Source organism: Paenibacillus sp. PastF-3, assembly GCF_029893135.1.
Lineage (GTDB): Bacteria > Bacillota > Bacilli > Paenibacillales > Paenibacillaceae > Paenibacillus_AQ > Paenibacillus_AQ nitricinens.
The window spans coordinates 144,001-158,605 of sequence record NZ_JARXWM010000001.1 but is presented as its reverse complement, the minus strand read 5'-3'; the positions used below and the strand labels follow the sequence as shown (position 1 = coordinate 158,605).

Below are 14,605 nucleotides of genomic sequence, written 5' to 3'. Positions count from 1 at the left end.
AAATAGTGCGTAAGTTCTACGCACTCCACAGTTCAGACTATTCTACAAGCCCAGCTTATTTCCCTTCTCGAGCCGCACGATCTGCTGTTCTCCGCTATCTGCCAGCTCTCTGAACTGGTTAATGGTTTCACGCATTTTAGGAAGAGCTTCCTGCTTATACGTACTTATCGAATCTAAAGCAGATAGCACATCTGTAAATGCCTGTTTTAAAGTATCTACAGAAATGCTAGATTCTAGGGATTGCTTATGAATTGCTGCTCCTTGATCTTTCAGCATTTTTGAGGTGCCACTTATTAGCGTGTTGGTTGTTTGATTTAGGAGTTCAATCTTTTTCAAAACGATTCGTTGATTGTAGAGTGCACTAGCCACCGTAACAGAGATTTTCAGGGCAGAAACTGTAACATTCCTGGCTCTGTCTACCCCTCTGATTAACTCTTTGTTATTTCGAATTACTACTTCGATGGCCATAATTCCCTGCTGATTCACTACCAGCATTTGTTGCAAATCCATCACTCGCTGACGAAGTGGAAACAATACTTCCTCTGTGATGAACTTTACCCTTTCTTCGTCCTCATTGCGTAGCTTAGCTGCATCTAGCTGCGCCTCGATCTCCTGATCCATCAGCATGCCTAGCTGAATCTCTTTCTGCAGTTTTTTAGTGAGCTCTCTAAGCGATTGCTGCTCAAACTCTAATGTAGTGTTATCATTTTTCAATACGGTTTTGCCTTTATCTAAAGAAATGATAATATCTGAGATTACAGCATCTGCTTTTTGATACTTCGCAAAATAACTCCGCAATGGGTTAAAAAACTTCCCTAGAAGACCACTTTTAGCAAAATCCACTGCGCTCGGGTCTAGATCTTTTAACTGGAGATTGAGCTCTGTTAAACCCTTAGCTACTTGCCCACCTTCATCCCCTGTTTTCGATAAATTCCCGACAGAAACTTGTAAAAGAGAGTTCTTATCTGAAGATGATCTCATGGTGCTCATCCCGAAGCTGTCTATGGATTGCAGCACTTCTTTTCGTTTGTCCAAAGATTCTAAATCCAGCTCCAAGATCGTCGAGACATTGGTTATCGCCATTTCCTTCAGTTGTGTTACTTCCTCTGGTTCAGGTTTAACCTGAGCTTCAATTGCGGATTTCAATTTCTCTGGACTTACCACTTCCATCGTGAAAGACATAGAACCCCTCCTAACAAATTTAACTTACATTTGGACATTAAGCAGATTACCGATTTTATAGACTACGTCATCTGTATCCGCATTGATGTTAGCTGCTTCATTAATACTTGAAATGCTCTCCAGTGCTTTAATATTTGCGTTGTAGCCAATGGTGTAAATCGGAATTTTGTAGGTTTCAATTAAGCCCCTGATATCATTCAGTGAATGACCTTCATTCGTCTCTCCATCACTTAATACAAAGATTAATGGTTTGATTTCCGGGTTTATCTTCATTTCGTCTTGAAGCATTTTGAGCGCCACCACAATTCCATCAAAAGTCGCTGTTCCCCCATTCGCCTGAAGACCATCTATCGCCCCAACAAACATCGACTGTTGATTTGTGTCGTACTTACCAATAGGAAGGTTTATCGTAACGTTATCGGAGTATGAAACAAACCCGATACTATTATCTTTACCCAAGTATTTCTGTCCCGTTAATAATGATTGCTTTAAGCGATTTAAAGGCTCACCATTCATGCTGCCTGAAACATCGGCTACAAATACTGCTGCAATGGGCTTATTACCGTTTTTCTTCTCTTTCCACAGCTTTTGCGCCGAGGATAATAGATTTCCATCCACTGGATTAACTTCCGAATGATAGTCATTCAGTCCGTTAAAGCCTTTTTCCTCACCTAAACGCTGGTATTTATCCTTTTCAACAAACTCCGCGAATTTTTCAATAATGTCCAGCTTCTCTTGTGGTAGATCACCTAATGCGTAAAGGGGGCTGTCATGTCTTACACCAAAAGGAGTAAATACATAGCTCCCCTTCAGTTCAGGAGCATTTGCGAAAATTTGGTACTCTAAGACAAATGCATCCAGCTTTCCAGTTTTAGCCGCTTCGCGCATTTGTAAAGTCGTCGACGCGAGAAATGGGACATTGGCTTGGAATTTCTCAAAGCCCTGAACCGCTTGTTCTCCAAGCAAATTAGAACTGTCAAACGTCCCAAGTGCAGTCACAAGAAAGTTCAGACCTGTTGAGCTGGCAAAAGGATCCGTATAGCCCATAGATAATTCATTATTCGCTATTGCATCTGTGATCGTCTTGACGTTCAAAGAACCGTATTTCTCGACTAACTCATCATATTTCGTTTTGTTCGTAACAATACCAGCAACATTTCCAATCAGACGATTGGTTATAAGCTGCGTTTTGATGCCGTTTGCTTTCACCATCTCACCCCATAACTCATTGGATGGTGTAAACGCATCTGGTATATATTTACCAGACCTTATGTAATCCGTCGCTGTTCCTGAAGCAATATTGCGAATTTTTACTGAAACAGGTAATCCGTTCACTTCTATATTCGAACTATTAAAATCTGTCGCCACTTCATTAAGCCATCCATCATTACCCGTTCCTGATTTCTCTGTGGATGAAAAGATTTCGACAAAGCTATCCGTTGTATTGGTTACTGATATAGGAAATTTAGAAATATCCGGCAAGGAATCACCAATCGCTACAGGATCAAGGTCGATTTGTCCTTTGACCTGCTCTGCGGTGTTTACATTAATTTTTTTATAAAGTTTATCCAGTTGTTTACCTGCATCTTCCGTTGAGACCTCACTAGTGGATTTGCCTAAATTAGATGTTAAGGTGATCCCAAAATATACAAGTGCAAAAACGACTACAGTTATAATTCCGAGTACAAGAAATGTTCTCCCTTTCCTAGCCATTCGCATCGCCCTTTCATTGCTTATAGAATTTCGTCTGTTTGATCAATTCATCGATCTCCTTCATACAAGGCATTTCTTCAACATCTTTATAATTCATGCTGTCTAGTAACGATATTTCAAGTAGCAATTGATCTAACTTCAGCAAAATTTCTTCGTTTGCTCCGAGATACCCCGTTACATAAGCCAAATACTCATGGTAAAGAGCTGTTTTTTTCTGCACCAGTTTTTCTGAGAACTGCGCAGTTCTCTGCTGGCTGGCAAAAAGAGTGAATTCTGAAGCGTCAAAAACACTCAACTTATTAAGAATCCCTCGGATATTCAAATAGAAGAGCTTCTCTACTTCACAACTAACTGCCATAAACTTCTTAAAGCTTAACTCCGACTGCTCAAATCTCTGACCAAGGACAACCATTAACGTGTTTTTCTTCTTTTCCATCCGAATGACCTGATCCAAAGCCAGCGTAATGTCCTTCTTCAGCACCTTTACATTTCTGTATTGCGATAGCGCTGCTATATAATCCTCATGCGTCTTTATCTCTTTTACAGGTGGAGCCACCGAAGGTTTAATCAGCAAATTATAACTTCCATAGAGGACAACGAGAAGACTGATCACTACTAATGTCACGCCAAAGGAGGTCTCTAGAACACTTACTCCCCCAATTTCGAGCCCTAATAGCCCTGGTGACAAAACAATAATATTCAGTAACACCACGCCAACTATAAGTCCTAATAGCTTTACGGATCTTGCACCGTTCAACATAAACACCTCCCTAACCGATCCGGTAACTTTTTCCATCATTTGCTTTATTTTATCAGAAACTAACTCACCATACTCCTTTTATTTACAAAAAAACTAATTTTCCGCAGATGATCTATGCCCCTCGTTGATTCACTTCTATATATATGGAAATATTTCTGTGTTTACATCCCTAATCACAAAAAAACCTTAACAGGCCCAAAGCCCATTAAGGTTAAAATCTCATTTTCATACCCAAGCGTCATTCGAATATCCTCGTTGCTCCCAATATCCTGTATGCTCTCCCTCGATCAGTTCAATCCGGTTCAACCACTTCACTGACTTGTAAGCGAACATTTTGGGAACAATTAGCCGAACCGGTCCACCGAGATCGCTTGGAATCGGTTTCCCGTCATGCATAACCGCGACCATAACATCGTCCATATCCGCTTGTTCCAATGTAAGAGTATCAGTATATACCCCATCCCCTGAGTAGAACTTCACTGTCTTTGCAGTAGACTTCACACCAGCCCGTTGCAGAAGATCCTTCAACTTGATGCCCTCCCAGGTATTCTTATAGACGGACCAACCTGTCACGCAGTGAAAATCACTCACTTGAACCGTCCGATGCAACTGAACGAATTGCTCCCAATTCCATGTAAAGCTCTGATCAACAAGACCATCCAACTTAAAGGACCAATTATCGTTCGTGAACTCAGGAATAGGGGTTACAGTATAAACACGGAATTGACCCTGCGATCCACCTCCAAGAGGCGGTGAAGATGCTGCCAGTGGCTGCGGTGCTGGCAACAGCTGATTGCGATCATTCTCGATTAATTTATCGATCGTTTCGCTACCACCTATGTTACCAATCGAGCTGCCTAACCACTTTACAAATGAGGGTCCGATTGTAAGGGCAAGCCCTACACCGATCGTCCCTCGAATGAAAGCTCTACGTGTATAGACTGGCTGCGGAGTATTCTGAGATGTTGTAATGACATTCCCCTCGCTCTTGATGGTCCGACGATTCGGCTCTTTCAGCCACTTCACTCGAGTCAATGAGTGATAGATAATGTAAGGCAGTCCAATCCATGTCAGGACATCATGAACGACCAATGCAAGATTTGATACTTGCGGTCCTACCGTACGAAATTGCCACAACAATACGCCAGAAACGAACCACCCAAACAACAGAAAGAGCACAACAAGTACATTAAACCGCTGCCAAGGTTTTTCCTTTAGCTGTTTCCAATGTTTACTGGCCAGCAGAAGATAATAGATCACTGGAAGGATAGATGCGATTCCTACCACAATATGCAAGCCTTTAATCCATACCCTGCCTTCACCAAGGAAACCTCGCCAGAAACCGCCTACTAGCACAAGCCCAGTCAAGGCCAATATCACGACGATCCAGCCGTTCCAGGTGTGAAGTGAACGCAGCTTTTTCCCGTATCCCTTGCGTAGCCGACCAAGTATATCACTCATAGCTTAGCCTCCTCCTCATGTGTATGATCCCGAATCCGAATTAATTTAGTCCAATAAGGTTAGAAAGGACTTTGATGCAGCAGAGAGAGGAACCCCTCGAAGCGTCGCTATCCCGATGTTACGCTCCGGAAATGGCGGATCTAAAGGAATTTCTACAAGCTCCCCACTTTTTAATTCTTCCTTTACATAATCACGAATAACAAAAGCTAAACCAAAGCCACGCAAAGCGAACTGAACAAGAAGATCTACACTGCCAAGTTCAAACTCTGGTGTTATCGTCACATGATTGGAGGCAAGAAACCCATCTATGTACTTTCTTGTGCTGCCTCCTGGCTCTAGAAATAATAATGGGTACTGCTTGATGTTTGAAAGCGGCATTGTATTATCCGCTAAATGACGGAAGCCCTTGCCTCCTACAAGACAATCTTGGAGCCGTGTACTCTTACGAAATTCAATCTGTTTGTCTGATGCCGGTAAGCTAACGATACCGAAATCAATTTTACCTTCTTTTAAAAGCGTGAGCGTTTCCGGTGTTGTTCGATTCGTAATATGAATACGTACGCTAGGATATTGTTCATGATATTGCTCGAGATATGATAACAAGTAATATTTGCAGAGGGTATCACTTGCACCGATATGAATCTCCCCGCTATTTAAATTGTTCATTTCAGCTATCGCCCGCTCACCCATCTCCACATTCTGAAAGGCTTGCTCAATGAATCGCAGCAGTACTTTTCCTTCTGTTGTTAAATCCACCCCTCTAGAGGTACGAAAAAATAAGGGTCCGCCCATTTTTTCTTCCAATTGCTTAATCGTGTGACTCACCGCTGGTTGTGTGATATTCAGCCGTTCTGCTGCCGCAGTTAAGCTGCCTGTTTGTGCTACCCAATAAAAAGAGCGATACCATTCCAAGTTGATGTCCATTTCCAAGTCATTACCTCACCTTATAATAGATATTACATATATCAATTTTTCTAATGTTATATCTAGCATTATACTTAGACCTGTAGCCAATCACAAGCTTGGGAGGTAATTACGTGACTGTAATCGCAATTGTAGGAGCTAACTGGGGAGATGAAGGCAAAGGGAAGATGACGGATGTATTAGCCGCTCAATCCTCCTATGTAGTTCGTTTTCAAGGTGGAAGTAATGCTGGTCATACCATCATTAACCAGTATGGAAAATTTTCGCTTCATATGCTGCCTTCTGGTGTATTTTACCCTTCAGTTACAAACATTATTGGACCAGGAACAGCACTTGATACAGAAGTATTAGTAAAGGAATTGCAGGCATTAGCAGATAGAGGGGTTCCAAAACCGAAGTTGTACGTATCTGAGCGTGCTCAAATCGTACTCTCGATCCATCGTTGTTTTGATGAGCTGGAAGAGGAACGACTTGGATCACAAGGGTTCGGTTCAACCAAGCGAGGGATAGCGCCATTCTACGCGGATAAATATGCCAAGCTCGGCATACAGGTTGCGGATTTATTTGATCCTATCCAACTTGAGAAACGTCTCGAACAATTACTTGCTTCAAAAAACATATTGCTCGAACATTTGTATAAGAAAGCCCCTTTCCAAGTTTCGGAATTAATGGCTCAGTTGCAAAAGGAAGCTGCGCAATTGACACCATACGTTGCCAATACAACAGAAATACTGCAAGAAGCTTATGCAAAAGATGAGACGATTCTGCTTGAAGGGCAGTTAGGCGCTCTGCGTGATCCTGATCACGGGATTTATCCTTACTCTACCTCATCATCGACACTTGCCGGATATGCACCTGTCGGCGCGGGTCTACCTGCGGCTGCCATCACGAATGTTATCGCTGTAACGAAGGCATATTCCAGTTGTGTTGGTGCCGGACCTTTTGTATCTGAATTAGAAGGCCCTGTAGCGGATGAACTTCGCACAAGAGGTGGCGATGCTGGGGAATTCGGAGCAACTACGGGTCGTCCTAGACGTATGGGTTGGTTTGATGCTGTAGCTACACGTTATGGATGCCTGATGCAAGGTGCAACGGAGGTTGTGTTGACCAATCTGGATGTTCTTGGTTATTTGAATGAGATTCCGGTTTGCGTTGCCTATGAACTTGAAAATGGGGATATCACTGACAAGTTTCCAGCAACAAATAAGCTAAACACAGCAAAACCGATAATAACGCATTTATCTGGCTGGAACTGCGATATTTCCCATATCACGAACTTCGACGAGCTGCCAGAGCAAGCTAAAAGTTACGTCGACTTTATTGAAACGTCTATTGGAATACGTATTTCTACTGTTTCTGTGGGACCTAGACGTGATCAGGTCATTCATCGTACGCTGAAATAATTTCATACCCAGCATATTGTGAAATGTATACTTTCTTATATTTCAAAATAAGGATGCCTAGTTGTACCTACATGCAATATGCATATAGCTGCAACTAGGCATCCTTGCGTTACTTTTTTACACCAATACTGCATCCACTTTCGTCTGTGGTGCCTTGTCACAACGCTTACAGACCTTAACGACTGACCCGTCCGTTTTTCTTTTTGGATAAAGCAGTTTGATCCGTGTGCTCTGACAGACCGGACAAGTCCCCCTCCCCCTGGATGGTAAACTCCATAGTGCATGTCCACGTTTTGACTTTGCCATGAATGAACCCCTCATTTCGGTCAACAATAGTCAACACTTCATTCTGAAAGTGCTTCTTTCAAAAGATATGCTGCAAGGACAGGTTGTATGATTAAAGACGTTCAAAAGTTCCTGTAGAATATAAAAAAGACGCCTTCGAGAATGAAGACGTCCTATTGTTTAGAATCGGATAGATATAGATAACTTAGTTCGTGTAAATCATGGAGACAACACCATTCGTAAAGGTAACATAGTTATAATTTCCATACCGCCAAGTCTCTACAGTAATTCCACTTCCGGATAGACTTGATTTGTCGATAGGGGTTCCCCAGCTTAGTTCTACTTGCTGTTTGGTCATTCCTGTCGAAATTTTACCAGCCTTAATTTTAGCCCATGTTGCATTTGACCATTTATAGATTTTGGTAGGATCAGACGTAAAGAAATACTCTTTGTTTGCTAGAATGCGAGTGACCTGATCATATTCCATATCATAAGTCTCCACAACTTTACCTGATGCCAATTTAAAAGAAATCGCAAACTCATTATCGTCGTTCACTAGAATATCAACAATCGTTGCTTTTTGGAATTTATAGTCGGAGTCAAACTGGTTGAACCAATAAGTCTTTCCGATTAGCTTAGCGAGATCCCCTTGAGATTCTCTTTTAGCTATTTTTAACGTATTTTTCGTATACGCAAATAACTCCGCTTTACCGAAATTGATGTTCAAAGACTCATAATGAGCACCAAAGTCCAACACTGCTCCCAATGAAGTTTTTAAGAGGGTTGCAGGGAATACAGCTCCTCCATCCACGGTTTGCACTTTACCAGACATTTTCACCTTATTCCCATTCACCATAGCAATATCACTGCCTAGCTGAAGTTGGATAGGCAAATCTCCCAGACGAATGCTAAAGGTCTTAGTGGCTGTGTTAGTCTGAATAGTTGCACCCAAGCTCTTAAATGTGGATTGTACAGGCAAATACATCGTGCCACTGATTAATACACCTGTTTCGATGTCCTTATCAGCACTGATAGATACCTTTAACGTTTTGGAATTAGTTCCTGAACGTACGGTTACATTTGTTTCACCAACGGCTATTGCTTTCATTGAGCCATCTGGCAGCTTTTGCAATAAGTAAGGCTTCTCGATCACCATATCTGCTTGAGACAAAGGAACACGATCGGATGAGCCATCTGGCCCTTTTGCAAAAATCTGCACAGGTACCTTGTCACCAACAGTCATCTCCGTATAATCCATTTGAAAAATCAAATCATCCGTGCTAGAAATTGACTGTTCGTTCACTACATTTGTGCTATTTGCATCTGCTGCCTTCGCTGTATGAATTGGACCATACATAGATACTGCTAGTACTGCTGCAATACTCCATTTAATAGCTTTCATTTCCAAAATCCTCCTCTAGTAAATAAACCATTATTACTTTATCACAATTCCACTATTTTAGTAGATAAAAATGGAAGATTAGTGATCTTATATTTTTATAATGTGTAAATATTATGAAAAATAAAGGGAATCAGATGAATCTACAAGAAATTACAGAGCAAGCATTACAGAGTCTACCATTTATAAACTTAAATTAGGAGTGATCATCTGAGATAACTATTAACAATCATTGTATATGAGACACAAATCAAAGACTTAGACTAGGAGTGTTATCTTCGTGGAATTAATAACTGACAGATTAATATTAAGAGGGTATACAAGCAGTGATTCTTCTTTTTATGAAGAACTAGAACAAAATCCCCTATCCTACAAGTATGAGAACACTGCACCTGATGCCCAACAAATTAAAAATGACTTCCTTTCTATCTTGTCTCAAGCAACAAATGATCCACGGCAATATTATGATCTTGCAATATGTACCAAACAGGATAAGAAGCCCATTGGTAATATCAGTATAAAGTTAAACTGGGAGGAAATCAGAGAATGGGAAATGGGTTGGGTTCTGCTCCCGGACTATTGGAAAATGGGATATGCAACTGAAGCCGTGAAGTCCATGATAGGTTATGCCTTTAAGTCTCTTAATGTACATAGAGTAGTTGCTTATGCCAATGCAGAGAATATTCAGTCAGAGAAAGTAATGATTAGAGCAGGGATGATTAAGGACGGGGTACTTAGAGAAACTAGATTCTGTAATCAGCAATGGTGCAACGAGATTATTTATTCCGCTTTGGAACAAGAGTGGACCTAATATTTAAAGGGAGCTGTCTCATAAGTAGTGAACGCTACTTATGAGACAGCTTTTTTCATATGATAATCCAAGCAACAGGCTCTCACTTGATGTATTAACACTAATTAGGGAAAAACTCCCTATTAATAATCGGTATTCACTAATAATGAATGAAATTAGGGAATTCCTCCCTATAAATTAGGCTAATCCCTTTGATTTTCATCAAATCAGAGGAATTTAAGGGAATTTTTCCCTGATTATCAGTCTACTGACCAATAACCTCTTAATTTTAGGGAGAAATTCCCTAATTGTTCTATTGGGGCTTCACTTGGATCATCATTTGGAACGTCATTTACAGGATAACAAGAAGAGAGCCACTCCCAAGTAGTAAAAAAACTACTTTTGGAACGGCCTCTTTTCTCTTTACACTATCAACTCACGTACAACTTCAACCTCATTCCTGCTTACTTCAACGAATCCAAGGGATGTATATAAGTTCGAAGCACGTTCGTTTTCTATTCGATGCCCAATAACGATTTTGTCGCAGTGATGTTCCGCTTTTATAGTTCGAATCAAGGCATCCATTCCGGTTCTACCGAATCCTCTATTCTGATATTTCTGATCAATCATAAAAGCCATAATCCAGTTACTTCCATCCTCTGGATCTATGGAATATACTGAGAAGCCTACCAATTCTTCATCTGCGTATAAAGCCAGCGGAGTCATTCCGCAATAAGCCGATTCTGCTAACCAATAGACTACCGGTACAGGAAAAACTGTTTTTTGCTCATTGGACACCTCTAATTGCGTGCAGGCATACCAGTTATTCTCAGTAATTGTCTTCAGCGCAATATGTGGATGAAAGCCATCCCGAATACGATCACAGATTCCTTCTAATTTCGATTTAAGCTGTAGTGCCCATTCTGGACTAATAGAAACGTCCAAATTCTCTAAACTCCGAAGCAACCTAGCGAATCCATATAAATCAGAGAATCTTTGGAATTCTGGCAATAGCTTGATATATTCATCATCCAGCCGCTTTACAGATCTATAGCCATTAATAAAATGATCGATGTTCTTCTTGCTCTCCTCATCATTCTGCTTGGATAGATCTCTCAACGCTGATGTGATATCCATCGCAAACCAGTGATACATAGAGTCATCAAAATCGATCGCACTATATCGAGATTTCTCTTTCATATAAAAGATATTGTCGGTCTCAAAATCAAAATGGATCAGCCCCGTATGTCCAACGCCAAAAGAGAGCTCACTTAGCCACGCCTCAATTCGTTCATATTCCTTAAGCGCTTTATGCTCCTCGGGGTGTCTTCTTAATACGGATAAAATAAATTGAAGAGAATCGACCCAGCTTTTACGCGCGGGTGTGCTCGGAGCATAAGTTTCGGAGAAATTATGCAGTCGCGCGAGCGTTTGACCCCAATGTTGGAACTGCAGCTCCGACATCTTTTCAAGTGGAACGTACTCCCCCTGGGCTTGTTCAAAAACAACCCCGTGATATTTGCCATTACCAGTTGAAAGGGTCTCAATCCACTTCCCTTGCTTGGAGCATGCTGGTGCTACAGTCTCATAGCCCTGTTCCAATAAGTACATCATAAAATCTAGTTCAGCCTGAATATTCTCTGCGCTATTATCCTCTTCGTGAGTAAACCTTAAATAATAGTGCTTACTATTCCATTGAAACGTATAAATAAAATTGCTGCTTGCTCTCACAAGCTTCAAAGTTCCAGGCTCATGATTCCAATACTTGATCATCTCTTTGGCAGGTAGATCGTTCTCAGTTCCCCGTACCATGTTCATTAATGTCATCATTTCCGATAGTGCCTCCCGTAGTCATTGAGAGATGTTCTTCCCTTACGAATACTGACCTCTCTCGGACTTCATTGTGGTGTTGTTCGTACTCAAACATCATCACTCCCTTTAAACGGATTAGAGACCTCAGAAAGATTTGACCTTTCTTCTCATCCCTTTAACATTATCGGTAAATTATTCTATTTAATCAAGAGATTTAGATAAAGCCTTTATTATAAGAAGAAAGGGATGGAACCCCGTACTCCCAGACCTGTAATGCCGCACCGATCATTCCACAGGAATTCCCACGATAGGCTGCTTCAATTCGAACCTTATCCAGCATCGCGGGCATCGTTCTCCTGCCCACTTCTCTTCTTATTCCTTCGAATAATAACTCACCAGCTTCAGCCACTCCACCACCAATAACAATGACCTTCGGGTTAAATATATGAATAAATGAAGCGATAGCTGAACCAAGCGCAGCGGTTGTATCTTCCATTACTTCTGTTGCTAGAGGCTCTCCTGATCTCCATCTCGTGATCACTTCCCGTGAATCTAAGTTATAAAGTGGCAAGCTGTGTGTAGTTAGTTTTTCCTGCATGCGACGAGCAATGCTTGTTCCTGAGGCATAATGTTCTAAGCAGCCTCTCCCACCACAAACGCAAGCCGGGCCGTTGAAATCTACAGACATATGCCCTAACTCTCCAGCCCCGCCCCAAGAACCATGAACAAGGCGACCTTCTACAATAATTGCTCCGCCTACACCCGTTCCAAGGGCAAGACAAATAAAATCTTCTACACCTATACAAGAACCTAAATATTTCTCTGTTAATGCCAGTACATTCACGTCATTATCTACGATTACCGGAAGCTGGAACTGATTCTGAAGCAACGCTTTCAAAGCTGTCCCAGCATAGCCAGGAATAAGCTCAGAGGCAGCGCGAATACTCCCCGACTCCCAATCGATTTGTCCTGCAGTTCCTACACCAATCCCTTTAAACTGAATGCCTGCGTGCATCGCATTAACTTCACTCATAAGCTTTTGAATAGCCTGAATAGCTCGGTCCACGGTCTTCGTAAACCCAGCCATTGTACTCAGACTTACAGTATGTACTACATCTCCCTGTGGTGTAACGAGTCCAGCATTAATTTTCGTTCCCCCGATATCCACACCGACCGCATATTCCATTAGAGGATCATAATCTTTTAACACGGACTCGCCTCCTTAAGTCTCAGCAATCGATCACGGCTTTGACATATCGTGAAGTGATTAACTGTGGCCTTGTAATCGCACTTCCTACAACTACATAAGATGCCCCAGCCCTCTTAGCACTCGCCGCATCTTCAGGTGTCCATATACGCCCTTCTGCAACTACCGGAATCTTCACGAACTCGCATAATTGCTGAAGCAAGACAATATCTGGTCCTTCTTGTTGTGTACTGTATGGTGTGTAGCCCGAAAGTGTTGTACCAATAAAATCTACACCTAATTCTTCCGCTGCCAGTCCCTCCTCCAAGGTCGATATATCTGCCATTACATGCACACCCATTTGATGGGCATATGCGATTAGTGGCTGAACCGACAATAAGCGACCTTCCCGATTCGTAACATCTAATGCAACAATATCCGCTTTTGCGGACACGATTGCTTTCACCTCATCCAGAGTTGGCGTAATAAATATGGCTGATCCGGGAATATCCCGTTTAATAAGTCCAATGACCGGTACATTTACTTCTTCTTTAATAGCTAGAATATCTGGAACCCCATTCGTCCGAATTCCAATTGCCCCTGATTGAACCGCCGCTCTTGCCATTTTTGCCATTGTATCTCCACCATGAAGCGGCTCATGCTCAAGTGCCTGACATGAAACGATCAGACCTTTCATCGGAAAGATATCGCTCATTCGAGTCATCATTAACCCTATCCCTTCGCTTCAAGAATATACTCTAATATTCTATTGTTGAGAGCTTCCACCCGATCCTGATCCGAAGCCTTGATGGGTAGAAGTGGCATTCTCGGTAGGCCCGTTTCAAATCCACGCAAACTCAGAATTGCTTTACATGCACCATATAATGATGGAAAGGATAATAATTCTACAATGAGATCATTGATGATGAACTGCCATTTCTGTGCCTCAGCCATATCACCTTGCCCATAACATTGTTCAACTTTTAAAAATAGCTCAGGCATAACCCCATAGGTTCCACCAATCCCGCCATCAGCCCCGATACTGCGGCCAGCCAAGTACTGCTCATCCGGTCCATTCAATACTAAAAAATCCTTCCCGCCTGCGGCTTTAAACTGCTGAAGCTCAAATGTGCTCTCCGCCGAAATTTTCACCCCGATCACTTTAACCTGAGCTGCCATCTTGATCAGCAAGCTTTTCGATAATTGAAAACCTGTAGTTTGCGGGATGTGATAGATCATAAATGGAAGCGAGGTGCTGTCAATAATCGCTTGCCAATGACTTTCAACACTATCCGGAGATAGGCGGTAATAGATCGCTGGAACAGCCGATACCGCATGTGCGCCAACTAATTCAGCATGTGCAGCTAGCTCAACACTGTCTCTTGTAGATGGAGCACCTACGTGAGCAATGATCGTAAGCTCATCTCCTACTTCTGCTATGACTGCCTCGAGCATTTGTTTGCGTTCCTCTACCGATTGCAGCATACCTTCGCCTGAGCTTCCGCCAACATAAAGACCTTTCACACCTGTAGAAGCATAATGACGAGCTAATTTCCGCGCCCCTTCTTTATTGATATTCCCCTCGGCATCATAACTGGAGTACAAAGCGATAATAATGCCTTTAAAAGCTTCAAGATCATATGATTTCATAGATAATAGCCTCCGTCGTTTAAATCACTATTGTTAATTT

The 14,605-nt window shown here is 41.9% G+C and carries 13 protein-coding genes; 2 read left to right on the top strand and 11 right to left on the bottom strand.

Annotated features, from left to right (window positions below; genetic code table 11):
• Positions 1-42: 42 nt before the first annotated feature.
• The 5 genes from M2444_RS00725 to M2444_RS00705 all read right to left on the bottom strand — a co-directional run bounded on the left by M2444_RS00725 (position 43) and on the right by M2444_RS00705 (position 6,040).
• Positions 43-1,182 carry a toxic anion resistance protein gene (locus M2444_RS00725; protein WP_094868646.1) on the bottom strand — a complete coding sequence of 380 codons (1,140 nt, stop codon included), beginning with the start codon at positions 1,180-1,182 and terminating at the stop codon, positions 43-45.
• Positions 1,183-1,206: 24 nt separating this feature from the next.
• Positions 1,207-2,895, bottom strand: a complete 1,689-nt coding sequence (locus M2444_RS00720; RefSeq protein ID WP_280785981.1) for a vWA domain-containing protein — start codon at positions 2,893-2,895, stop codon at positions 1,207-1,209.
• A 13-nt stretch (positions 2,896-2,908) separates the two neighbouring features.
• Complete coding sequence (locus M2444_RS00715) at positions 2,909-3,655, bottom strand: hypothetical protein (protein WP_280785980.1); 747 nt, start codon at positions 3,653-3,655, stop codon at positions 2,909-2,911.
• A gap of 225 nt (positions 3,656-3,880) precedes the next feature.
• Positions 3,881-5,116, bottom strand: coding sequence for a molybdopterin-dependent oxidoreductase (locus M2444_RS00710; RefSeq protein WP_280785979.1), 1,236 nt, complete (start codon positions 5,114-5,116; stop codon positions 3,881-3,883).
• Between the two features lie 45 nt (positions 5,117-5,161).
• A complete protein-coding gene (locus tag M2444_RS00705; protein WP_094868667.1) occupies positions 5,162-6,040 on the bottom strand; it encodes a LysR family transcriptional regulator in 879 nt (292 codons plus the stop codon).
• A 113-nt stretch (positions 6,041-6,153) separates the two neighbouring features.
• On the opposite strand from M2444_RS00705, the gene M2444_RS00700 reads away from it, so the two are divergent.
• Complete coding sequence (locus M2444_RS00700) at positions 6,154-7,443, top strand: adenylosuccinate synthase (protein WP_094868643.1); 1,290 nt, start codon at positions 6,154-6,156, stop codon at positions 7,441-7,443.
• A gap of 117 nt (positions 7,444-7,560) precedes the next feature.
• Here the strand turns inward: M2444_RS00700 and M2444_RS00695 are convergent, their stop codons facing one another.
• Positions 7,561-7,749 (bottom strand): hypothetical protein, encoded by a 189-nt coding sequence (locus M2444_RS00695; RefSeq protein WP_076121390.1) that lies wholly within the window; start codon positions 7,747-7,749, stop codon positions 7,561-7,563.
• 184 nt (positions 7,750-7,933) lie between these two features.
• Complete coding sequence (locus M2444_RS00690; RefSeq protein ID WP_094877163.1) at positions 7,934-9,130, bottom strand: copper amine oxidase N-terminal domain-containing protein; 1,197 nt, start codon at positions 9,128-9,130, stop codon at positions 7,934-7,936.
• A gap of 277 nt (positions 9,131-9,407) precedes the next feature.
• Between M2444_RS00690 and M2444_RS00685 the strand changes: the two genes are divergently transcribed.
• Positions 9,408-9,938, top strand: coding sequence for a GNAT family N-acetyltransferase (locus M2444_RS00685; protein ID WP_280785978.1), 531 nt, complete (start codon positions 9,408-9,410; stop codon positions 9,936-9,938).
• Positions 9,939-10,340: 402 nt separating this feature from the next.
• Here M2444_RS00685 and M2444_RS00680 read toward each other — a convergent pair whose 3' ends face one another.
• The 4 genes from M2444_RS00680 to M2444_RS00665 form a co-directional block, all read right to left on the bottom strand.
• Positions 10,341-11,747 carry a GNAT family N-acetyltransferase gene (locus M2444_RS00680; protein WP_280785977.1) on the bottom strand — a complete coding sequence of 469 codons (1,407 nt, stop codon included), beginning with the start codon at positions 11,745-11,747 and terminating at the stop codon, positions 10,341-10,343.
• A 196-nt stretch (positions 11,748-11,943) separates the two neighbouring features.
• The gene (locus tag M2444_RS00675; protein WP_280785976.1) at positions 11,944-12,939 is read right to left on the bottom strand and encodes an ROK family protein; all 996 of its coding nucleotides are present in this window, start codon (positions 12,937-12,939) and stop codon (positions 11,944-11,946) included.
• 19 nt (positions 12,940-12,958) lie between these two features.
• The gene (locus M2444_RS00670) at positions 12,959-13,642 is read right to left on the bottom strand and encodes an N-acetylmannosamine-6-phosphate 2-epimerase (RefSeq protein WP_280785975.1); all 684 of its coding nucleotides are present in this window, start codon (positions 13,640-13,642) and stop codon (positions 12,959-12,961) included.
• 5 nt (positions 13,643-13,647) lie between these two features.
• Positions 13,648-14,565, bottom strand: a complete 918-nt coding sequence (locus M2444_RS00665) for a dihydrodipicolinate synthase family protein (protein ID WP_094868637.1) — start codon at positions 14,563-14,565, stop codon at positions 13,648-13,650.
• Between the last annotated feature and the right edge of the window lie 40 nt (positions 14,566-14,605).

Coding starts and splice junctions, on each gene's coding strand:
- M2444_RS00695 (WP_076121390.1), bottom strand. CDS start 7,749: ATGGCAAAGTCAAAACGTGGACATGCACTATGGAGTTTACCATCCAGG.
- M2444_RS00670 (WP_280785975.1), bottom strand. CDS start 13,642: ATGATGACTCGAATGAGCGATATCTTTCCGATGAAAGGTCTGATCGTT.
- M2444_RS00720 (WP_280785981.1), bottom strand. CDS start 2,895: ATGGCTAGGAAAGGGAGAACATTTCTTGTACTCGGAATTATAACTGTA.
- M2444_RS00710 (WP_280785979.1), bottom strand. CDS start 5,116: ATGAGTGATATACTTGGTCGGCTACGCAAGGGATACGGGAAAAAGCTG.
- M2444_RS00665 (WP_094868637.1), bottom strand. CDS start 14,565: ATGAAATCATATGATCTTGAAGCTTTTAAAGGCATTATTATCGCTTTG.
- M2444_RS00680 (WP_280785977.1), bottom strand. CDS start 11,747: ATGATGACATTAATGAACATGGTACGGGGAACTGAGAACGATCTACCT.
- M2444_RS00705 (WP_094868667.1), bottom strand. CDS start 6,040: ATGGACATCAACTTGGAATGGTATCGCTCTTTTTATTGGGTAGCACAA.
- M2444_RS00725 (WP_094868646.1), bottom strand. CDS start 1,182: ATGTCTTTCACGATGGAAGTGGTAAGTCCAGAGAAATTGAAATCCGCA.
- M2444_RS00715 (WP_280785980.1), bottom strand. CDS start 3,655: ATGTTGAACGGTGCAAGATCCGTAAAGCTATTAGGACTTATAGTTGGC.
- M2444_RS00690 (WP_094877163.1), bottom strand. CDS start 9,130: ATGAAAGCTATTAAATGGAGTATTGCAGCAGTACTAGCAGTATCTATG.